General features: G+C 64.7%; 15 protein-coding genes. 8 read left to right on the top strand and 7 right to left on the bottom strand.

Annotated features, from left to right (window positions below):
* Positions 1-345: 345 nt before the first annotated feature.
* The 4 genes from VC212_RS04880 to VC212_RS04865 form a co-directional block, all read right to left on the bottom strand.
* On the bottom strand, positions 346-582 hold the full coding sequence (locus VC212_RS04880) for a hypothetical protein (protein ID WP_323514313.1): 237 nt from the start codon (positions 580-582) through the stop codon (positions 346-348).
* 55 nt (positions 583-637) lie between these two features.
* Positions 638-811, bottom strand: a complete 174-nt coding sequence (locus VC212_RS04875; RefSeq protein WP_161964619.1) for a hypothetical protein — start codon at positions 809-811, stop codon at positions 638-640.
* A gap of 1,170 nt (positions 812-1,981) precedes the next feature.
* The gene (purL, locus tag VC212_RS04870) at positions 1,982-6,031 is read right to left on the bottom strand and encodes a phosphoribosylformylglycinamidine synthase (RefSeq protein ID WP_323514315.1); all 4,050 of its coding nucleotides are present in this window, start codon (positions 6,029-6,031) and stop codon (positions 1,982-1,984) included.
* Between the two features lie 436 nt (positions 6,032-6,467).
* Complete coding sequence (locus VC212_RS04865) at positions 6,468-7,271, bottom strand: DsbC family protein (RefSeq protein WP_055850758.1); 804 nt, start codon at positions 7,269-7,271, stop codon at positions 6,468-6,470.
* Between the two features lie 735 nt (positions 7,272-8,006).
* Here VC212_RS04865 and xerD point away from each other — a divergent pair.
* A complete protein-coding gene (xerD, locus tag VC212_RS04860; RefSeq protein WP_055851414.1) occupies positions 8,007-8,978 on the top strand; it encodes a site-specific tyrosine recombinase XerD in 972 nt (323 codons plus the stop codon).
* A gap of 380 nt (positions 8,979-9,358) precedes the next feature.
* Positions 9,359-9,826, top strand: coding sequence for an RDD family protein (locus VC212_RS04855; protein WP_323514316.1), 468 nt, complete (start codon positions 9,359-9,361; stop codon positions 9,824-9,826).
* Positions 9,827-10,181: 355 nt separating this feature from the next.
* Here the strand turns inward: VC212_RS04855 and VC212_RS04850 are convergent, their stop codons facing one another.
* From VC212_RS04850 to lptF, 3 genes are read right to left on the bottom strand one after another with little or no spacing between them, the layout of a single operon-like run.
* Complete coding sequence (locus VC212_RS04850; protein ID WP_323514317.1) at positions 10,182-10,475, bottom strand: hypothetical protein; 294 nt, start codon at positions 10,473-10,475, stop codon at positions 10,182-10,184.
* A 37-nt stretch (positions 10,476-10,512) separates the two neighbouring features.
* The gene (gene lptG / locus VC212_RS04845; protein WP_055850750.1) at positions 10,513-11,619 is read right to left on the bottom strand and encodes an LPS export ABC transporter permease LptG; all 1,107 of its coding nucleotides are present in this window, start codon (positions 11,617-11,619) and stop codon (positions 10,513-10,515) included.
* Entirely contained in the window at positions 11,616-12,698 is a 1,083-nt protein-coding gene (gene lptF / locus VC212_RS04840) for an LPS export ABC transporter permease LptF (protein ID WP_055850748.1), read from the bottom strand. Before lptF ends, lptG begins: the two co-directional genes overlap by 4 nt.
* Positions 12,699-12,805: 107 nt before the next feature.
* Between lptF and VC212_RS04835 the strand changes: the two genes are divergently transcribed.
* The 6 genes from VC212_RS04835 (at position 12,806) to VC212_RS04810 (ending at position 20,754) form a co-directional block, all read left to right on the top strand.
* Entirely contained in the window at positions 12,806-14,278 is a 1,473-nt protein-coding gene (locus VC212_RS04835; RefSeq protein ID WP_115552985.1) for a leucyl aminopeptidase, read from the top strand.
* Complete coding sequence (locus VC212_RS04830; RefSeq protein WP_115512566.1) at positions 14,278-14,640, top strand: hypothetical protein; 363 nt, start codon at positions 14,278-14,280, stop codon at positions 14,638-14,640. The genes VC212_RS04835 and VC212_RS04830 overlap by 1 nt, the downstream gene beginning before the upstream one ends.
* Positions 14,641-14,647: 7 nt before the next feature.
* Positions 14,648-15,073: a DNA polymerase III subunit chi gene (locus VC212_RS04825; protein WP_057673282.1), complete on the top strand. Its 426-nt coding sequence runs from the start codon at positions 14,648-14,650 to the stop codon at positions 15,071-15,073.
* A gap of 202 nt (positions 15,074-15,275) precedes the next feature.
* The gene (locus VC212_RS04820) at positions 15,276-18,212 is read left to right on the top strand and encodes a valine--tRNA ligase (RefSeq protein ID WP_323514318.1); all 2,937 of its coding nucleotides are present in this window, start codon (positions 15,276-15,278) and stop codon (positions 18,210-18,212) included.
* A 933-nt stretch (positions 18,213-19,145) separates the two neighbouring features.
* Positions 19,146-20,414 carry a multifunctional CCA addition/repair protein gene (locus VC212_RS04815; protein WP_323514319.1) on the top strand — a complete coding sequence of 423 codons (1,269 nt, stop codon included), beginning with the start codon at positions 19,146-19,148 and terminating at the stop codon, positions 20,412-20,414.
* A 154-nt stretch (positions 20,415-20,568) separates the two neighbouring features.
* A complete protein-coding gene (locus VC212_RS04810; RefSeq protein ID WP_055850733.1) occupies positions 20,569-20,754 on the top strand; it encodes a DUF6229 family protein in 186 nt (61 codons plus the stop codon).
* Positions 20,755-20,756 lie beyond the last annotated feature (2 nt).

Genomic DNA, 20,756 nt, shown 5'->3' with positions numbered 1-20,756 from the left:
ACAGAAAGCGAAGATAAGAGTGCTTTTCGTCACACTTCTGCTTGCTTTTATTAGATTTTTGATAATTCTTTGGAAAACAGCGACCTAGATCATGTCTCTCAAGACATTTCCAAGCTGAATAGCCATGTCTTTTGCAGACAAAAAAACCCGCTGGCGAGACGCCAAGGGGCTTGGTTGCGCAAAAACACACCAGGAGCAGGTCAGATGACGGGTCAGCCCGCTGCGTGTCGGCCGTTGTTGTCCGGCAGCTTCGCCGCTAGCAGCGCTGGATCCATTTGCGCCAAGGAAATGACGACCGCGCCCTGCATCGATGCCAGACGTCGGCTCCTTGGCGCTCCAGCAGGCTCACGCCGTCGAAGATGGCGTCCTCACGTTTGAACCTGCGCGCGGCGCGGTGAAGCGCAATGCCTGGCTGGTGCTGCTGCGCATGGAGGCGTTGTCGTTGTCGTCGGCGCTGGGCGCGCGGCCCAGTGCGCCATACAGCGACGCCTGCCCGCTGCCACCGACGCTGAGAAAGCTCAGTAACTGGCCTGCGGACGCCTGGAAGGTGAGCACACCCGCAGTCCTGGCCCCAGTGGACACGCCGCGCTGGATCGTGCCGTTTTGCAGGACTTGGGCATCCTGCCTGCAGTTCAGATCATCGGCGTCGCAACGCCGCAGCGCACGTGTCACCGCCGGTGCCGACTATTGCCGTCATGAGCGCGTCGACCGCATTGGCACCGCCACCGATCGCGCTGGACACAACACCGGCGGCCTCGGTGGTTTGCTCGTTGCTGCCGACAACAAAGCAGAACGCGTCGTAGTCGTGCACCGTTGCAACTCCGCTAACCACCACTGCAGATGTGCCGATCGCCATCGCATTTGCACCCCACCGCGGTCGCATCGCGCGCCAATGCCGGGCTGCCCGCTCCCAGCGCGCTGGCGCCATCGGCAAGCGCATTGCTTGCTGCCCCAAGAGCAATGACATCGCGCGCGTCGACGAATGGAAGTACGCCGGTGTCGTCTTCGACCAACATCGCCGCGCTGGACGAGAGCGCCGGCTCCACCGCAACGGCAACCGAACCCGTCGACGCGTCAGCGACAGCCGGTCACTGCGCACACAGACGTTAGCCATCGACCACGCTGTACGGCGTCGTCGGACTACGCGCCTGCGCCATTGCGGTGAATGTGATGGCACTGCCCACCAGCACTACGCAGATGGCAGCGACCAGGCCGCGGCACACAGGCAGACGGCCCCGCGCCGGCATGTTCGAGATAATCGAATAATGCATCGTCTTATCGGAGGGCGGCCACCCTCGGCATTTTCGATACTCCTCATTGAACACTTACTCTTCAGCATTTCCGGGCGTGTGATAACCGACCACCGCACACCTGATTTGCGTGCGTCACGCCAAGGTTTTATCGAGCGCAGCAGCCTCCCTTCACCGAGACTTACCTTGAAAAATAAGCGCCTCCGAGTGCGTGACAGACGTGCTGCTTACACTAAAGACGTAACGCTAGATGAGTTTATTGAACACCCAAACAACTAAATACGGAGCGCATCACGCACGCAAAAAACCTTTGATGCGAATAACTAGCAACCCTCAAATTTACTTCAAGAAAACGTTATTGTCTTTACGAAACCTAGCCGCGACTGCACAGCCAAGTCGGCATGACCAGGCGCGACACTGTGTCGATCGCCGAGTTGCTGGGCCGCGTTGCCGCAACGCACCGCCCGGAACACATGGATAGACCGACCCGTACGCGCCAGCAGCCGGCTAGAACGCACCGAGTGCACGCCTCTTTCAGCGACAGCATCGCCGCACCGCTGCATGGCGATGCGCGATGCAACCCAATCCATCCAGACCGTCGCGCAGCCACCTTGCGACGCGGTGGCATCAGACCGTGGGCACAAACGAAAACGGCCGTGTGCATCGCTGCACACGGCCGTCAGGGAGACGCGTGACGCGCGCTTAGCGCACGCGGCTCGGGATCACCTCACTCAACCGCACCACACCCGCGCATTACGGAACATGCGCAGCCACGGCGAGTCGTCGCCCCAGTCGGCCGGATGCCAACTCAGGTTTGCCGTGCGCGGCGTGCGCTCGGGATGCGGCATCAGGATGGTGGCGCGGCCATCGGTGCTGGTCAGCCCGGTGATGCCGTCCGGCGACCCGTTCGGGTTGAGCGGATACTGCGATGCCACCGCGCCGTTGCCATCGATGAAGCGCAGCGCCACGCGTGCGGCGGCCTGGTCCACGGCAGTCTCGAACTCCGCACGGCCTTCGCCATGCGCCACCGCCACCGGAATCCGCGAGCCCGCCATGCCGCGCAGGAAGATCGACGGCGACTCCACCACTTCCAGCAGCGCGGTGCGCGCTTCAAACTGCTCGCTGCGATTACGCAAGAAACGCGGCCAATGCCCGGCACCGGGAATGATGTCCTTGAGCTGGCTGAGCATCTGGCAGCCGTTGCACACACCCAGCGCGAACGTATCGCTACGTGCGAAAAACGCGGCAAACGCATCGCGCAACGCGGTGCGCTCCAGGATCGAGGTGGCCCAGCCGCGGCCGGCGCCCAGCACGTCGCCGTAGCTGAAACCGCCACAGGCGGCGAAGCCGGAAAATTGCGCCAGATCCACGCGCCCTTCGATCAGGTCGCTCATGTGCACATCGAATGCACTGAACCCGGCGCGCTCGAAGTTGTAGGCCATTTCGATCTGCCCGTTGACGCCCTGCTCGCGCAGGATCGCCACCTTGGGCCGCGCGCCGGTCGCCACGAACGGCGCGGCCACATCCTCGGACGGGTCGAACACCAACGTGGGACGCAGCCCGGGCGCCTGGAAATCGCGCGCCAGCGCGCGCTCTTCGTCGGCACTGTCCGGGTTGTCGCGCAGCTTCTGCATGGCATGGGTCACCGACCACCACGCATCGAACAACTCCTCCCAACGCCATTCCGCCAGCACCCGCCCCTGCCCGCTCACCCGCACGCGCGGCGCGCCGGTTGGACGCGCGATACGTTGCGCGCACTCGGTCAGTGCATGGCGTTCGACCAGATCCGCAAACGCGGCGCGATCTTCGCTGGCGATCTGCACCACCGCACCGAGTTCTTCATTGAACAGGCTGCGGAACGCGTCGTCGCCCCACGCATCCAGCGTGATATCCAGGCCCTGGCGCGAGGCAAAGGCCATCTCGCACAGCGCCGCAAACGCACCGCCATCGCTGCGATCGTGATACGCCAGCAACAGGCCGCTTTCGCGCGCATCGCGGATCAATTCAAAGAAACTGCGCAGCCGTTGTGCGTCCTCCAGATCCGGCACGTCGCCGCCGAACGCCGGCAAGGCCGCATCGTCGGCATACACCTGCGCCAGCACCGACCCACCCAAACGCTGCTTGCCCCCGCCCAGCCCGATCAACCACAGCTCGCTTTCTTCGTCGTTGCGCAACAACGGCGTCAGCTGCGTCCGCACATCGCCGACCGGCGCGAAGGCGCTGATGATCAGCGACACAGGTGAAACGCTTTTCAGCGTTTCACCGGGAATCGGGAATCGGGAATCGGGAATGGAAGAAGCGGAGGGCTCTGGCAGTTCACCATTCCCAATTCCCGATTCCCCATTCCCGGCAACCCACTGCGCCTGCATCGACAGCGAGTCCTTGCCCACCGGCACGCTCAGCTCCAGCGCGGGGCACAGTTCCATGCCGATCGCACGTACCGCGTCGTACAACAAGGCGTCTTCGCCAGCGTGGCCGGCGGCGGCCATCCAGTTGGCCGACAGCTTGATGCTGTCCAGCGACTGCACCGGAGCAGCGCACAGATTGGTGATCGCTTCGCCCACCGCCATGCGCGCGGACGCGGCAGCGTTCAACAGCGCCAGCGGCGTGCGCTCGCCGATCGACATCGCCTCGCCGGAAAACGTCTCGAACCCGGCCAGGGTGATCGCGCAGTCAGCCAGCGGCAGCTGCCACGGGCCGATCATCTGTTCGCGCGCGGTCAAGCCACCCACGCTGCGGTCGCCGATGGTGACCAGAAAGCTCTTGGACGCCACCGTGGGATGCGCCAGCACGCGCAAACCGGCCTGCTGCAGATCCAGCGTCGCCGTCTGCAACACCGGCCACTGTGGTGCCGGCGGATGCACCGCATCGCGATGCATCTTCGGCGCCTTGCCGAAAAGCACGTCCATGGGCAGGTCGATGGGGAGCTGGGAATCGGGATTGGAGAATCGGGAATGGTTTGAAGCAGCAGCGTCGGCAACCGGCGTGGCGCCGTTGCCATTCCCGATTCCCGATTCCCGATTCCCGGCGTCAAGGACGCCGTATCCCACCACCAGCCGCTCCTCGGCCGTGGCGATGCCGACGGCGGCGAACGGGCAGCGTTCGCGGGCGCAGATCGCGGCAAACTCCTGCAGACGCACCTGCGGCACGCCCAGCACGTAGCGTTCCTGCGATTCGTTGCACCACAGTTCCAGCGGCGACAACGACGGGTCGTCGCTGAGCACGCGGCCCAGGTCGATGATGCCGCCCACGCCGGAGTCATGCAGCAGCTCGGGAATCGCGTTGGACAGGCCGCCTGCACCTACGTCGTGGAACCAGCGGATCGGGTTGTCGATGCCCAGCGCCACGCAGCGGTCGATGACCTCCTGGCAGCGGCGCTCCATTTCCGGGTTCTCGCGCTGCACGCTGGCAAAATCCAGCGCCTCGGCGCTATCGCCGGCGGCCACTGAACTGGCCGCACCGCCGCCCAGGCCGATCAGCATCGCCGGGCCGCCCAGCACGATCACCGCATCGCCTGGCTGCAGGCGCAGCTTTTCGACCTGATTGCGATCGATCGCGCCCAGGCCGCCGGCCAGCATGATCGGCTTGTCGTAGGCGCGGGTCAGGCCCGGGCCTTCGGCCAGTTCGAAGCTGCGGAAATACCCGAGCAGATTCGGCCGGCCGAATTCGTTGTTGAATGCGGCGCCGCCCAGCGGGCCGTCGAGCATGATGTCCAGGGCCGGAGCCATGCGCGGGTTCAGCGCGCGCGGCGCTTCCCACGGCTGAGGCAGGGTCGGAATACGCAGGTGCGACACCGTGAAACCGGTCAGGCCAGCCTTGGGCTTGCCGCCGCGTCCGGTGGCGCCTTCGTCGCGGATCTCGCCACCGGCACCGGTGGCCGCACCGGGAAACGGCGCGATCGCGGTCGGGTGATTATGCGTTTCCACCTTAATGGCGAATGCCGACGGCAGCACCGCTTCACTGCGGTACTGGCCGGTGGCCGGATCCGGGCGATAGCGCGCGGCCGGCACGCCTTCCACCACCGCCGCATTGTCGCTATAGGCCGACAACGTGTTTTGCGGGGTCTGCTGGTGGGTGTGCTTGATCATGCGGAACAGCGAGCGTTCCTGCGGCTTGCCGTCGATGGTCCAGCTGGCGTTGAAGATCTTGTGCCGGCAGTGCTCGGAATTGGCCTGCGCAAACATCATCAGCTCGACATCGGCCGGGTCGCGCCCCAGTTCGGCGAAGCGCTCGCGCAGGTAGTCGATCTCGTCCTGCGCCAGGGCCAGGCCCAGGTCGCGGTTGGCCTGCTCCAGCCCATCCAGCGGCACGCGCTGCAGATGGCCCGGGTCGGGCACGTTGAATAGCGCCTCGGCGGCGGCGGCCGAGCCGAGCAGCGATTGCGTCATCGGGTCGTGCAGCAGCTTGGCCACGGCGGCCCTGGTAGCTGCGTCGTCCGGCCAACCGACCAGATCGATGCGGGTGCCGCGCTCTACGCGCTGGATCGGCTGCCCGGCACCGCGCACCAGTTCGGTGGCCTTGCTCGACCACGGCGACAGCGTGCCCAGACGCGGCACCACGTAATGCGAGGACGCCTGTTCGTCGCGCGGCGCGGGGTCCGCTTCGGCCTGCAGGATCCGCTGCAAGGTGGCCTGATCGGGCGACTGCCCGGCCTCGGCGCGGATGAAATACACGTGCCAGGCGCCGGTAATGCGCAGCGCGGGGACGAGGGTTTGCAGGCGGGTTTCGAGCCGAGCGCGGCGGAACGGCGAAAGGGCGGAAGCGCCCTCGAGGACCATCATGTCCGGGGAACCGTGTCAGAAACGGGGCCGATCATTGTAGCGGAGGTTGGTCGGTGCGGGCCGGGATTGGGGATTGGGGATTGGGGATTGGGGATTGGGGATTGGGGATTGGGGATTGGGGATTGGGGATTGGGGATTGGGATCTGTGGTCTGTGGTCTGTGGTCTGTGGTCTGTGGTCTGTGGTCTGTGGTCTGTGGTCTGTGGTCTGGGTCTGGGTCTGGGTCTGGGTCTGGGTAGTTGGAAGTCGGCTTCCAGGCTGGATGCTTGCCTGGCATCGCTCCAGTCAGCCACTGACCACTGCCTTTTTCCGCACGGCAATGCCGCTAAAACGACGAAGGGCCGGATGCATGCGCATCCAGCCCTTCCTCAAGCGTGTCCCGTCGTGGCGACGCGCCTTACCGGCGCGCCACTACTGCCAGACTCACATATTCCAGCTTAGCGGCTGCCACCGGCGGTGGTGACGGCGCGCTTTTCCAACGCTTCGCGCAGCTGCGCCGGCGGCAGGTAACCACCCAGCTGGGTGCCGTCGGGCGCAAAGATCGCCGGGGTGCCGTTGACGCCAAGACGCTGACCCAGCGTGTATTCCATCGACACCGGGTTCTTGCAGTCCTTGGCATTGACTGGCTGGCCCGACTTGGCCGCCGTCAAGGCCTGCTTGCGGTCGGCCGCGCACCACACGGCGATCATTTCCTTGTGGTCCTGGCTACCCAGGCCCATGCGCGGGAAGGCCAGATATTCGACCGCGATGCCCTGCTTGTTGAGCTCGCCGATCTCGCTGTGCAGCTTGCGGCAGTAGCCGCATTCCACGTCGGTGAACACGGTGACGGTGTACTTGGGGTTGGCCGGTGCGAACACGATGCGGTCGGCCTTGGGCACGGTGTCCAGCTGCTTGCGGCGGTACGCCAGCAGGCCCGGGCTAGCGGCAAACTGCTTGTTCTGGATGTCGAACGGCTGCGCCTGGATCAGATAACGGCCGTCATCGCTGACGTACAGCACCTGTCCACCGACCACCACCTCGCGGAACCCGGGGAACGGCGCGGCGCCGATGTAATCCGGCTTGAAGTCCGGATCCAGTGCCTTGAGGGCGGCGCCGACGCGCTGATCCACATTGCCAGTCGCGGCGGCGGGGGCAGCGGCGGCTGGCTTGGCGCCGGCGGCGCTTGCCGCAGGCTGCGACGATTGTGCGCAGGCGGTAAGGCTGAGCGCGCCCAGCAGCGCGGCGATAACAAGACGATACATTCACGCATCCAGTGGAATCGGGGTGATTGGATTCTCGCACAGGGCGGATGAAGCCAGGCAGCGGCCGCGACAGTTTGTTCGTTCGCCGGCCGGTGGGTTCGTGGCGCCTCCAGTGCAGACGAGCGGATTGTTGCGCTTGGCACTGCCAAGTCAGCGTTTGGCGCATTGAAGCGGGATTGGGTGCGGCGGGATTTCCGGTGAAGGCCGTCGCGCCCGGGTGCGCTCCTACGTGTGTGATCCATGGCGCTGCGAGGTCAGACGTAGGGCTTTGTTACGCCTGGTGCTGCCAAGGCAGCGCTTGGAGAGCACCGGAGCGGGATTGGGTGCGGCGGGTTTTCCCGGCCAACGGCCTCGCGCCCGGGTGCGCTCCTACGTGCGTGATCCATGGCGCTGCGAGGTCAGACGTAGGGCTTGTCACGCTGGTGCTGCCAAGGCAGCGCTTGGAGAGCACCGGAGCGGGATTGGGTGCGGCGGGTTTTTCCTGGCCAACGGCCTCGCGCCCGGGTGCGCTCCTACGTATGTGATCGGGTGTGCCTTTGCATGTTGTCCTGAGTGTGGTTTGCCACGATCCGTGAGCTGGCCGCCACGCTGGCGAGCAGCATCAGGCGCGGTATGCGACTGCCCTTGGGGGCGCCAAACCCTTAGGCGCGATACGGCAAGGCACGCGCTGGCGATAGGTGGCCGATCACCACCGTGGCGCCTCGCAATATGCGCGGCACGCTCTATGCTGTGGCGATGTCAGCCAGCAGTCCCGCCGAACGTCGCCAACTCACCCAACAGCTGCCGCCGGTGCAGGCGGCCGATGCCGCCGCCATCGAGCGCTTTCTGGATCGCTTGTGGGCCGAGCAAGGTGTGGCGCGGCAGACGCTGGACAGTTACCGGCGCGATCTGGAAGGCTTGGCACGCTGGCGCGATGGTGCCGGCGGCGGCTTGCTGGGCATCGATCGTTCGGTGTTGTTCGATTACCTGCGCTGGCGGACCGAGGCCAGATATTCGCCGCGCAGCAATGCCCGGCTGTTGTCGACCTTGCGCGCCTTCTACGGCCTGTGCCTGCGCGATGGCGTGCGCAGCGATGACCCCACCGCCCTGCTGGATCCACCCCGATTGCCGCGCTCGCTGCCCAAGGCGCTGACCGAAACCCAGATCGAGGCCTTGCTGGCGGCGCCGGATATCCAGACACCGCTTGGCCTGCGCGACCGCGCCATGCTCGAGTTGATGTACGCCGCGGGGCTGCGTGTCAGCGAGTTGGTCAATCTGCCGGCGGTGGGCGTCAATCTGCGCCAGGGCGTGCTGCGCGTGACCGGCAAGGGCAGCAAGGAACGCCTGGTGCCGCTGGGCGAAGAGTCGCAGCATTGGCTGGAGCGCTATCTGCACGAGGCACGCCCGTTGCTGGCCGATCACAAGGCCGTGGCGGCGGTGGACGGCCAGGTGCCGCTATTCATCGATGCAGCACGCCAGCCGCCCAGCCGTCAGCACTTCTGGGCCTTGGTCAAACGCTATGCGGCGGTGGCCGGCATCGACCCGGCAACGGTCAGCCCGCACGGCCTGCGACACAGTTTTGCGACCCACCTGCTCAACCATGGTGCAGACCTGCGCGCGCTGCAGATGCTGCTGGGCCACAGCTCGCTGTCGACCACCCAGATCTACACGTTGGTGGCCAGGCAGCACCTGCAGAAGCTGCATGCCACGCATCACCCACGCGGTTAACGAACGTTGCCGGCAGACCCATCGCGCGCGCCCACGACACATCCATCCGCACACATCACACACGTAGGAGCGCACCCGGGCGCGACGCCGTAGCCGAGAAACCCGCCGCATCCAAGGGCGCCCCGAAACGCAGGCGCGACGTGGTAACGCGAGACGTGCCAATCCGCACATCTGCCGAAGAACCTCCACCGCACCGGCAACAGCATCAAAGCCAACTCCAAACACCGGCCGCAGCCGTTCTGCCGTTACCACAGCCAGCATCGGCCGCCGCGTGTTCGATACGCCGTGCTGCTGGACATCAAGACGCCGCGACTGGATGGGTTGGAAGTGTTACTGCACCGCGGCGTTGCCGGATCGCTGGCGCCAGCTATGCTCGCGCCATGACGTCGATCGCCGCATCCGATTCCCCACGGCCAGCTGCCTTGTTGCACTGGCGGCTGCTGTCCATGTGCTACGACGCCTGGCCAGTGCTGGCGCTGTGGATGCTGATTTCCTCAGGCTTCACGCTCGGCTTCACCCTGGCCGGGCATCCCGCACGCGAAAACATCGCACCGTTCAGTGCCTGGCAGTGGCTGCTTTGGCTGTGCTGCTGGGCCGCCGCCGGCGGGTACGCCACGGTGAGCTGGCGACGCGGCGGCCAGACCCTGGGCATGCGTCCTTGGCGGCTACGGTTGGTCGGCCCGCAAGCCTCCTGGCGTGCATTGTGGATCCGCTATGCGGTAGGCACGCTATCGCTGGCCCTGGGCGGACTCGGATTCTGGTGGGCGTTGGTCGATCGCGATCGGCTGACCTGGCATGACCGCGCAAGCGCAACCAGATTGCAGCGAATGGTCAGACCCAAAGCCTAAAAGCTACGGCGCGCGCCACCATGCTGGCGCGGCCTGTGCTTGGTGTGGCATGGACCACTCGTACGCTTAGGGTCTGACCGCGCCCGTCCGCACCCACATGAGCATTCTCGCTACGCTTTCCTAGCAATTCCGATGTCAGCGGGCACAACGTGGTACCGAATGTCACACGCCACGTCATGGCACAACGCCTCATTCGCAGGGCACGATGATCACGCAACTGACACCAGGCCACTGCGACGTTTTGAGCCACCAGCCTGATAGTTGGATGTGGAGTAGGCGGCGACGGACCGGACTGTGCGAGTTCTGCTAATCGCGGTCGCATTACAGCCGCATGGGCGGCGCAAGAGTGTGAATCTCAGTGTCCGCGCTCATCCTTTTTGGATGCGCCCTTCGAAATCGCGCGATAATCTTTGAAGGTGCTCTCCAGCACGCTACCGAACAGGTAAAGCGCCAGGAGCATGGGCGCCACCATCAGCACATAGGCCACAGCCCAGGGTAGCTCGAAAGGCAAGCGCGTCAGGCCCAGAGCGTCCGCAATCATCATCTGCGACATCACTGGCAGTTGCTGCCATACCAGCTGGGTCTTGTAGTTGACCTCCGGATCGTGCGCCAACCGCAGACAGAACGCGGTCAGCGCCGCATACGTCACGCACATCGCCAATCCGGTCAGACTCAGCCGGCGCACCTCAACTACTGCGCCGCCGGAACAACCACGCCGACACGCCCAGCATCACCATCGGGGGCAGTGCGTAGGCGATGCGGTAATCCAGCTTTAGCGCGCCCGCCATACGGCCGAAGAACAGCTGCAGCAGCCAGAAGCCGAGGGCGAACAAGATGCCCAAAAACAGGCGCTTGCCCAGGCCGCCGCTGCGCAGCGAACCGAACGAGAACGGAATCGCCGCCATGCACAACGCCAACACGTTGAGCGGGTAGAACCAGCGGCTCCAGTACTGATCTTCGTAATCGCGCGCATCCAGTCCGTTGCGGCGACGGTATTCGATGCTCTGCTCCAGCTCGTGCGCCGAGAGATTACGCGGCTTGGCCAATCCAGCCGCCAGCGCCGCAGGACTCAGCTGCGATTGCCATGGCAGCTCGGGGAAGGTTTCGCGCTGCACCGAACGTTCCTGGAAGGTATCGCGACGCACCTGGCGCAAGGTCCAGCGGCCATCGCGGTGCTCGGCCACGGAGGCGTAGGTCAGCTGTTGCAGCCTGCCGTTGGCATCCAGGTGATACAGCCGCACATCGTGCAGATCGAGCGCGGTGCCGCCGCCGTCGAGCAGCTTTTCTTCGCCGCTGAGCGCATTGAGGAAGGTGTCGCCTTCGCGTGCCCACAGGCCCGAATAGCGCGAGGACGCCATGCTGTTGTTGTAGCGGGCACTGGCCTTGAGGGTGTCGGCCTGGTTCTGCGCCCATGGCCCGACGGTTTCGCCGCTGATCACCATGCTCGCGGTCAACAGCGCCATCGCTGCCACCACCGAGGCGGACATGCGCTTGCGCGACACGCCCAGCGCGCGCAAGGCGGTCAATTCGGATGTGGCCGCCAGCTGCCCCAGGCCCATCAGGGCACCGATCACTGCGGCGGTGGGGAACAAGGTGTAAGCGCGACGCGGCACGGTGTAGGCCACAAAGGCCACCGCGTGACCGAAGCTGTAGCTGCCTTGGCCGATGTTCTTGGCCTCGCTGGCGAAGGCATTGACCAGGTCCAGACCCAGCAGCACCGCCCAGGTCAGCAGCACGGTGAACAACACCACGCGACCGACGTACCAATCATGGACCCGCGGGGTCAGCCTCATGCGTTCGCCCTCGGCCGACGCACGCGGCCATCGCGTGCATACGCCCAGACCGCCACCGCCAGCAGCGGCAGCGTCAGCCACCACAAGCCCAGCGCAGCCGGGGTCTTGCCGTTGGCGATCCACTGGGTGCCGACGATCATCAGATTGGTGCCCACCATGTAGGCCAGGAACGCCAGCATGATCCGGCCGTAGCGCTGCTGCCGTGGCGCGCTGCGCGACAGCGGCAGGGTCAGCAACGCGAAGGCCAGCGCCAGCAAGGGCGGCGCCAGGCGCTCGTGCAACTGCGCACGCGCAGCCGGACGCTCATCGGACAGCAGCTGCGTGGTCCACATCACTTCCGGGTCGTTGGCGTCGTGGGTCCGGGTGCGATCGGGCAAGGCCACGTCGTTGCTGGCGAACTTCATCAAGCGGTAGTCCAGGGTGTCGCCGGCGGCCGGGCCTTCGATGCGATAGCCATCCTCCAGACGCAGGTAACGGTCGGTCTTGCCTTCGAAGAACATCGCGCCGCGCTGGGCAGTGACCACATCGATGCGGTCGTCCTTCTGGCGCTGCATGAAGACCTTGCCCAGGCCCTTGCCATCGGCGGAGATGGTGGTCAGGTAGACCACGCCACCGCCGGACAGCGGGGTGAACTTGCCCGACTCCAGGCCAGCCATCAGCACGCTGCGGTTGGCGTCTTCCAGCATGGTTTCGGCGGTACGGCTGGCCCAGGGACCCAGCCACAGCGAGCACAGTCCGATGATGATCACCACCGGCACCACCAGCATCAGCATCGGTCGCAACATGCGCCTGGGGCCGACGCCAATGGCGGTAATGACCGCCATTTCTGAATCGCGGTACAGCCGCGCCAGCGCCAATAACAGGCCCAGCATCAACGCCAGCGGCAGGATGATCGGCAGATAGGCCACGAATTGCAGGCCCACCTGAGACAGCAGCAAGCGCGCTGGGATGCGGCCATCGGCGATATTGCCGAGGATATCCACCAGCACACCGCCGACGCTGACGACCAGCAGCACGATCAAGGTGGCCAGGAAGCTCTGGGTGAAATCGCTAAGCAGATATCGATCGAGCTTCGGCATAGGGTGGGCTTGTTTTAAACTCTCGGATTCGTTCGCGGCGCCGCCAGCCTAATCAGGTTGGCGTAAACAGTCCGCGATTGTACGGATTTGCCTACGGAATCTGATCAATGGCCCTGCAATTCACCCTGAACCAAGACGCGCCGGCAAGCGCCGCCGTCGACTGCATCGTGGTTGGCGTGTTCGCCGACAAGACCCTGTCGCCCGCCGCGCAGGCGCTGGACAGCGCCAGCCAGGGCCGCCTGACGGCCCTGGTGACACGCGGCGACGTGGTTGCCAAGACCGGCAGCACCACCCTGGTCCACGACCTGCCCGGCGTGACCGCCCCGCGCGTGTTGGTGGTCGGGCTGGGCGAGACCGCCAAGTTCGGCGTGGCGCCCTACCTCAAGGCCATCGGCGATGCGACCCGCGCGCTGAAGACCGGCGCCGTCGGCACCGCCCTGCTCACCCTCACCGAACTGCCGGTCAAGGCCCGCGACGCGGCCTGGAATATCCGCCAGGCAGTCATCGTCAGCGACCATGCGGCGTATCGCTACACCGCCACGCTGGGCAAAAAGAAGGTCGACGAGACCGGCCTGACCACGCTTGCGATCGCCGGCGACGACGCCCGCGCGCTGGCCGTGGGCATTGCGACCGCCGAGGGCGTGGAGTTCGCCCGCGAGCTGGGTAATCTGCCGCCGAACTATTGCACCCCGGCCTACCTGGCCGACACCGCGGCCGCATTTGCCGGCAAGTACGCCGGTGCCGAAGCCGAGATCCTGGACGAGGCGCAGATGGAAGCGCTGGGCATGGGCTCGCTGCTGTCGGTGGCGCGCGGCTCGGCCAACCGCCCGCGCCTGATCGTGCTGAAGTGGAATGGCGGCGGCGACGCGCGCCCGTATGTGCTGGTCGGCAAGGGCATCACCTTCGATACCGGCGGCGTCAATCTCAAGACGCAGGGCGGCATCGAGGAAATGAAGTACGACATGTGCGGTGGCGCCAACGTCATCGGCACCTTCGTGGCCACGGTCAAGGCCGAGCTGCCGATCAATCTGGTGGTGGTGGTGCCGGCGGTGGAAAACGCCATCGACGGCAATGCCTATCGTCCCTCGGACGTGATCACCAGCATGTCCGGCAAGACCATCGAAGTGGGCAATACCGATGCCGAAGGCCGCCTGATCCTGTGCGATGCGCTGACCTACGCCGAGCGCTTCAATCCCGAAGCGCTGGTGGACGTGGCCACGCTGACCGGCGCCTGCATGGTGGCCCTGGGCCACCAGACTGCCGGCCTGATGAGCAAGCACGACGACCTGGCCAACGAACTGCTGGCCGCCGGCGAGCATGTGTTCGACCGCGCCTGGCGCCTGCCCTTGTGGGACGAATACCAGGGCCTGCTGGATTCCACCTTTGCCGACGTTTACAACATCGGCGGCCGCTGGGGTGGCGCGATCACCGCGGGCTGCTTCCTGTCGCGCTTCACCGAAAACCAGCGCTGGGCGCATCTGGACATCGCCGGCGTGGCCAGCGACGAAGGCAAGCGCGGCATGGCCACCGGTCGCCCGGTCGGTCTGTTGACGCAGTGGTTGCTGGATCGCGCGGCCTGATGTCACCGCGCGCCGCGCTGGCCCTGATCGCCGGGTTCACCCTGGCGGACGGGGCCACCTGCGCGCTGCCCGGCTGGACCGGCACTGGCAGCGATCTGCTGCGGTTTGCACTATTGCTGGCGCTGATCTTTGTCTGGCTGGCGGCCGACAGCCGCCGGCAGGGCTTTCACCGCCCGACGTGGATCAACATCGGGATGGTGCTGGCCTGGCTGGTGTTCATCCCCATCTATCTGTATCGCTCGCGGCCGGTGGGCCGGCGCCTGCGTGCAATGGGCGGCTTCGTGCTGGCGATACTGGCCTCCGGCCTGCTGTTCATGCTCGGCGTGTTTATCGCTGAATCCGTTTTCCCTTCTGTTTCGTGACCTTCCCATGCCCCGTGCCGATTTCTACCTGATCGCCAAACCGCGCTTCCTCGACGAACCGCTGCGGCTGGTCTGCGAGCTGGCGCGCAAGGCCAACGACGCCAACCTGTCCACGCTGATCCTGGCGCGCGATGCCGCGCAGGCCGAGGCGCTGGATGACCTGTTGTGGGCGTTCGACGACGAAGCCTATGTGCCGCACCAGATCGCCGGCACCGATGAGGAAGACGAACTGGCGCCGGTGCTGATCGCCGCGCCGGAGTTCGCCGCGCCCTCGCGCCCGCTGGTGATCAACCTGCGCGACGACCCGTACCTGGGCGCCTGCGACCGCGTGCTGGAAGTGGTGCCCGCCGATCCCGCCGCCCGCGAACCGCTGCGCGAACGCTGGAAACAGTACAAGGCCCTGGGCCTGGAACTGACCAAATACGATATGTGAGTGGGGCGGGGATTGGAGAGTGGGGATTGGTAAAAGCGGATTTTTTGCGCATCCCAAGACTGCACCCAACGACGAATCCCGAATCGCCGATCTTCGCTCCACAACACCACCGCCGACGTTGATGAGTGGATTGCCAGTGATTCTCGCCGGCCCCATGACGCAACCAATCCCAAATCCCGAATCAACGAATCCCCGCCCCACTATGACCACCCTCGCCTCCAGCTACGAACCCTCTTCCTTCGAATCGCGCCTGTACGCGCAATGGGAGGCGGCCGGCTACTTCGTGCCGTCCGGCAAGGGCGAGCCGTACACCGTGTTGCTGCCGCCGCCCAATGTCACCGGCACGCTGCACATGGGCCACGCGTTTCAGCAGACGCTGATGGATGCGCTGGTGCGCTATCACCGCATGCGCGGCTTCGACACGCTGTGGCAGGTGGGCACCGACCACGCCGGCATTGCCACCGAGATGGTGGTGTCGCGCAATCTGGCGCTGGAAGGCAACGGCGAAACGCGCGACTCGCTCGGGCGCGACGGTTTCATCGCCAAGGTGTGGGAATGGAAGGCCGAATCCGGCGACATCATCGAGCGCCAGATGCGTCGCCTGGGCACCTCCAGCGATTGGTCGCGCAGCACCTTCACCATGGACCCGCAACCGTCGGCAGCGGTCAACGAAGCCTTCGTGCGCTGGTACGAGCAGGGCCTGATCTATCGCGGCCAGCGGCTGGTCAACTGGGACCCGGTGCTGAAGACCGCCATCTCCGACCTGGAAGTGGAAAACGTCGAAGAAGACGGTTTTTTGTGGTCGATCCGCTACCCGCTGGCCGATGGCGTGACCTACGAACACGTCGAGCACGACGCCGACGGCAATGAGACCCTGCGCGAAACCCGCGATTACCTGGTGGTGGCCACCACGCGTCCGGAAACCATGCTGGGCGATACCGCGGCGATGGTGCACCCGGACGATGCGCGCTACGCCACACTGCACAACGCGCGCATCGTGCTGCCGCTGACCGGCCGGCAAGTGCCAGTGATCACCGACGATTATGTCGATCGCGCCTTCGGTACCGGCGTGGTCAAGGTCACGCCTGCGCATGATTTCAACGATTACCAGGTGGGTGTGCGCCACGACTTGCCGTTGATCAATATCTTGACCAAAGAAGCAAAAATCGTAAGCAATTCGGCTGCCGATTGGCACATGAATCAGACGACATCTAATCCCGCTGAAAACAGCGGGCGCGTTTTTGATGTTGTCGATATGGCCGGGGATATCGGAATACCAGAAAAATACTGGGGTCTTGATCGCTACGACGCACGCAAGCTGGTGTTGTCGGAGCTGGAAGAGTTGGGCCTGTTGGTCGAAACCAAGCCGCACAAACTGCAGGTACCCCGCGGCGACCGCACCGGCCAAGTGATCGAGCCGTATCTCACCGACCAGTGGTTCGTGAAGATGGACGCGCTGGCCAAGCGTGGCCTGGAGCTGGTCGAAAGCGGCCAGATCAAATTCGTGCCGCCGAACTGGATCAACACCTATCGCCACTGGATGGAGAATATCCAGGATTGGTGCATCAGCCGTCAGCTGTGGTGGGGGCATCGCATTCCGGCGTGGTTCGACGACGCAGGCAAGTGCTATGTCGGCCACGACGAAGCCGAGGTGCGTGCGAAACACGGCCTGGGCACAGAGATCGCGTTGCATCAGGACAGCGACGTGCTGGAAACCTGGTTCTCCTCGCAGCTGTGGCCATTCTCCACGCTGGGCTGGCCGGATGCCGATGCGATGGCCGAGCGCGGTTTCGAGCGCTATCTGCCCTCTAGCGTGCTGGTCACAGGCTTCGACATCATCTTCTTCTGGGTGGCGCGCATGATCATGGCCACCGATAGCTTCACCGGGCAGGTGCCGTTCCGTGATGTCTACATCACCGGCCTGATCCGCGATGCGCAGGGCCAGAAGATGTCCAAGTCCAAGGGCAATGTGCTCGACCCGCTGGACATCATCGACGGCATCAGCATCGAGGACCTGGTCGCCAAGCGCACCAGCGGGCTGATGCAACCGCGGATGGCCGAGAAGATCGAAAAAGCCACGCGTCGCGAATTCCCGGACGGCATCATCGCCCACGGCGCCGACGCGCTGCGCTTCACCATCGCCGCACTCGCCACCCATGGTCGTGACATCAAGTTCGACCTGGGCCGCGCCGAGGGTTACAAGAATTTCTGCAACAAGCTGTGGAACGCCACGCGCTTTGTCCTGATGAACACTGAAGGCGCGCGCTTTGCCGGTGTGCCGCAACCGCGTACCGAAGCGGAGAAGTGGATTCTCGCGCGGCTGGACAAGGTCACTGCGGAAACGCATGCGCATTACGCCAACTACCGCTTCGACCTGCTGACGCAGTCGTTGTACGAATTCGCCTGGAATGCTTTCTGCGATTGGTTCGTGGAGCTGGCAAAGCCTGCGCTCAACGGTGCCGTGCAGGACAACGACGCTGCCGCCAGCACGCGCCACACCCTGCTGTACGTGCTCGAATCGCTGCTGCGCCTGCTGCACCCGCTCACCCCGTTCGTCACCGAAGAGCTGTGGCAACAGGTCGCTCCGCGCCTGGGCATCACCACCGCGACGATCTCCCTGCAGACGTTCCCGCAAGTCGGCGACGTGGACACCAGCAGCTACGCCAGCGCAGACGCCGATGTCGAATGGTTGAAGTCGATGGTGTCGGCCTTGCGGCGCGTACGCAGCGAGTTGAACGTGCCGCCCTCAAAGCAGGTGCAGCTGCTGCTGCAGGCCGGCACCGCCGACGACCGCACGCGGGTATCGCGCTTCGCATCGCAGCTGGCGTTCTTGCTCAAGCTCGAAGCCATCGACTGGCTGGACGCCGGCCAGGACACCCCGCCAGCCGCTGCCGCCATCGTGGGCGAACTCACCCTGCTAGTACCGCTGGAAGGCCTGGTCGACATGGAGGCCGAGCGCACCCGTCTGGACAAGGAGATCAAGCGCGTGGAAAGCGAGATCGGCAAGTGCAACGGCAAACTTGGCAATGCCACCTTCGTGCAGAACGCACCGGCGGCGGTCGTCGAGCAAGAGCGTGCGCGCTTGAACGATTGGACTGTGCAATTGACGGGTCTGCGGGAACAACGCGCCAAGATCTGACGCAGCGGAACGTCCAGATGCGCTGCAGCTGCAAGGTCACGCACCGTGCAAACGGCGATTCAACAGCGGCACCTAGCCGGGCGCGGCGCGTATCGCTCAGATCGATGAAATCATGCACTGCTTCAATGGTGCACACCGACCATCGTGACCGGCCCTTGCCCGCTCACCGTCGCGGGACCTTACGCGGCATGGATGCCGCGTAAGAGCTTACAAGGACGTACTTGCAGCGTGTCCCGCGATGGTGGGCGGGCAAGGGCCCTGCAGCGAACCCGCAGCTCGGTCGTCGCGACGTTGCATCCTACAGCTGACATGAGCGCGGCTCATAGTTTCGGCGCGGCATGCTCCAGCTAGTCGAGGGCGCGATGCCCTCACCGCTTACGGGACACGCCGTGAATCCGTCCATGGAGGCTCCGTAGCGGCATCCATGCCGCCACAGGGTCCCGCAAGCGGCAAGGACACCGCATCATGACGTTGGTCGGCGCTTGGACGAGGAGCAATTGCTGCGAGGTCGTGCCAGGGGCTGCTGCGGTTTGCTGCGTTATCACGTTCGACAAGTGTGGCCGCAGAACTGGCGAGATAGAGCTAAAACGCCCCAATGGTCCGCAGAGCGACGTTCTGCAGCGCTCACTCATGCACACCGACCTGCACGGCTGGCCTTTGCCCGCTCACCGTCGCGGGACCTTACGCGGCATGGATGCCGCGTAAGAGCTTACATGGACGTACTTGCAGCGTGTCCCGCGATGGTGCGCAGGCAAGGGCCCTGCAGCGAACCCGCAGACCAGACGCCTTGCGCATCATCCATCTGCAGCAATCGCTTGCAGACGCCAGGAACTACGTAACGGCACCCTGCCTGGTACCACACGCAAGCAGACTCCCCCAAGGACTCGCCGCAAGTTGTTTCGACGCAAGCACCGCATCGGGCATCATGGAGCGATGAAGATCTATCTCGTTGGCGGCGCAGTCCGCGATGCCTTGCTTGGCCAACCCGCCGGCGACCGTGACTGGGTGGTGGTTGGCGCCGACCAGGCGCAGATGCAGGCACAGGGTTTCAAACCGGTGGGCAAGGACTTCCCGGTGTTTCTGCATCCACGCAGCGGCGAGGAATATGCATTGGCTCGCACCGAGCGCAAATCCGGGCGCGGCTACCGCGGGTTTGTGGTGGATGCCGATCCGTCGGTGACGCTGGAAGAAGATCTGCTGCGCCGCGACTTCACCATCAACGCGATGGCGCGCGACGAAGACACTGGCACATTGGTCGACCCGTACGGCGGTGCCCGCGATCTGCAAGCGCGCGTGCTTCGCCACGTAGGCCCGGCCTTTGTCGAAGACCCCGTGCGCGTCTTGCGCGCGGCGCGCTTCATGGCACGGCTGGTACCGCTGGGTTTCAGCATCGCACCGGACACTGCCGCACTGATGCGCGAAATGGCCGCCAGCGGCGAGCTGGACAGCCTGGTGCCCGAACGCGTGTGGCAGGAACTGCGTCGTGCGCTGACGTGCGCACAGCCCTCTGCGTTTTTGCGCACGTTGCACGACACCGATGCGCTGCGCGTCATCCTGCCGGAAATCGATGCGCTGTATGGCGTCCCTCAACGTGCCGAATTTCATCCGGAAGTGGATACCGGCATCCATCAGGAAATGGTCAGCGACATGGCTGCGCGGCTGGCACCTGGCGACGCGCTGATCGGCTTTGCCGCGTTGACCCACGACCTGGGCAAGGCGCTGACACCGCCGGACGAATGGCCGCGCCATGTGATGCACGAACAGCGCGGCGTTGCGCCGCTGCAGGCGCTGTGCGAACGGCTCAAGCTGCCGCAAGACTATCGCCAGCTCGCCGTCATCGCCTGCCGCGAGCACCTCAACGTGCATCGTCTGGCGGAACTGCGCGACCGCACGCTGCACGAACTACTGGTGCGCTGTGATGCATTTCGTCGACCGGAGCGCATCGCGCAACTGGCGCTGGTCTGCGAGGCCGACAAGCGCGGCAGGCTCGGCAGCGAAGACGCCGCATACCCGCAAGGCGCCGAACTCCAACGCCTGCATGCCGCCGCCCTGGCGATCAACGCACGCGACCTGGCCGCCGAAGGCTTGCAAGGCCCGCAAATCGGCGAGGCCCTGACGAAGGCGCGCATCGCCGCGATTGCACAGGCGCGTGTATCTGGCCGAGGCGAATCCGCCAATCATGGCGGCTATTTTCAGACGTAAGTATCAGTTTTCAAACCCTCTCACGGATAGCATCGGAAAGCGGCAGCATCTGCACGCAATTACTCAAGGATCAATACATCTAGTATTCGTGCCGAAATTTCATGTTTGCCGCACCGTAAATGTCGCATCTCACTTCAAGACAAAGGATCTGCTCATGAGCGAAGAGACTGGGAACAATCTGGTGGACTATTGGCGTAATCATGCCGGCGATGACAATCCCGCCGGTCCGTTGTTCGTCAGCGGTGCCTATGCGGAGGCCGACATCGTGTGCGAGGCAGCCGCGGTCACCGAGCAGTGCGGTACGATTTGTACAGGGTCAGCCACCTTCCAGTGCTGTTGAGG

The organism is Xanthomonas sp. WHRI 8932A (assembly GCF_035012785.1).
Classification (GTDB): Bacteria; Pseudomonadota; Gammaproteobacteria; order Xanthomonadales; family Xanthomonadaceae; genus Xanthomonas.
The sequence above is the reverse complement of the archived record's forward strand: the minus strand, read 5'-3'. Positions and strand labels throughout refer to the sequence as shown.

Coding starts and splice junctions, on each gene's coding strand:
- purL (WP_323514315.1), bottom strand. CDS start 6,031: ATGATGGTCCTCGAGGGCGCTTCCGCCCTTTCGCCGTTCCGCCGCGCT.
- VC212_RS04865 (WP_055850758.1), bottom strand. CDS start 7,271: ATGTATCGTCTTGTTATCGCCGCGCTGCTGGGCGCGCTCAGCCTTACC.
- xerD (WP_055851414.1), top strand. CDS start 8,007: ATGTCAGCCAGCAGTCCCGCCGAACGTCGCCAACTCACCCAACAGCTG.
- VC212_RS04855 (WP_323514316.1), top strand. CDS start 9,359: ATGACGTCGATCGCCGCATCCGATTCCCCACGGCCAGCTGCCTTGTTG.
- lptG (WP_055850750.1), bottom strand. CDS start 11,619: ATGAGGCTGACCCCGCGGGTCCATGATTGGTACGTCGGTCGCGTGGTG.
- lptF (WP_055850748.1), bottom strand. CDS start 12,698: ATGCCGAAGCTCGATCGATATCTGCTTAGCGATTTCACCCAGAGCTTC.
- VC212_RS04835 (WP_115552985.1), top strand. CDS start 12,806: ATGGCCCTGCAATTCACCCTGAACCAAGACGCGCCGGCAAGCGCCGCC.
- VC212_RS04830 (WP_115512566.1), top strand. CDS start 14,278: ATGTCACCGCGCGCCGCGCTGGCCCTGATCGCCGGGTTCACCCTGGCG.
- VC212_RS04825 (WP_057673282.1), top strand. CDS start 14,648: ATGCCCCGTGCCGATTTCTACCTGATCGCCAAACCGCGCTTCCTCGAC.
- VC212_RS04820 (WP_323514318.1), top strand. CDS start 15,276: ATGACCACCCTCGCCTCCAGCTACGAACCCTCTTCCTTCGAATCGCGC.
- VC212_RS04815 (WP_323514319.1), top strand. CDS start 19,146: ATGAAGATCTATCTCGTTGGCGGCGCAGTCCGCGATGCCTTGCTTGGC.
- VC212_RS04810 (WP_055850733.1), top strand. CDS start 20,569: ATGAGCGAAGAGACTGGGAACAATCTGGTGGACTATTGGCGTAATCAT.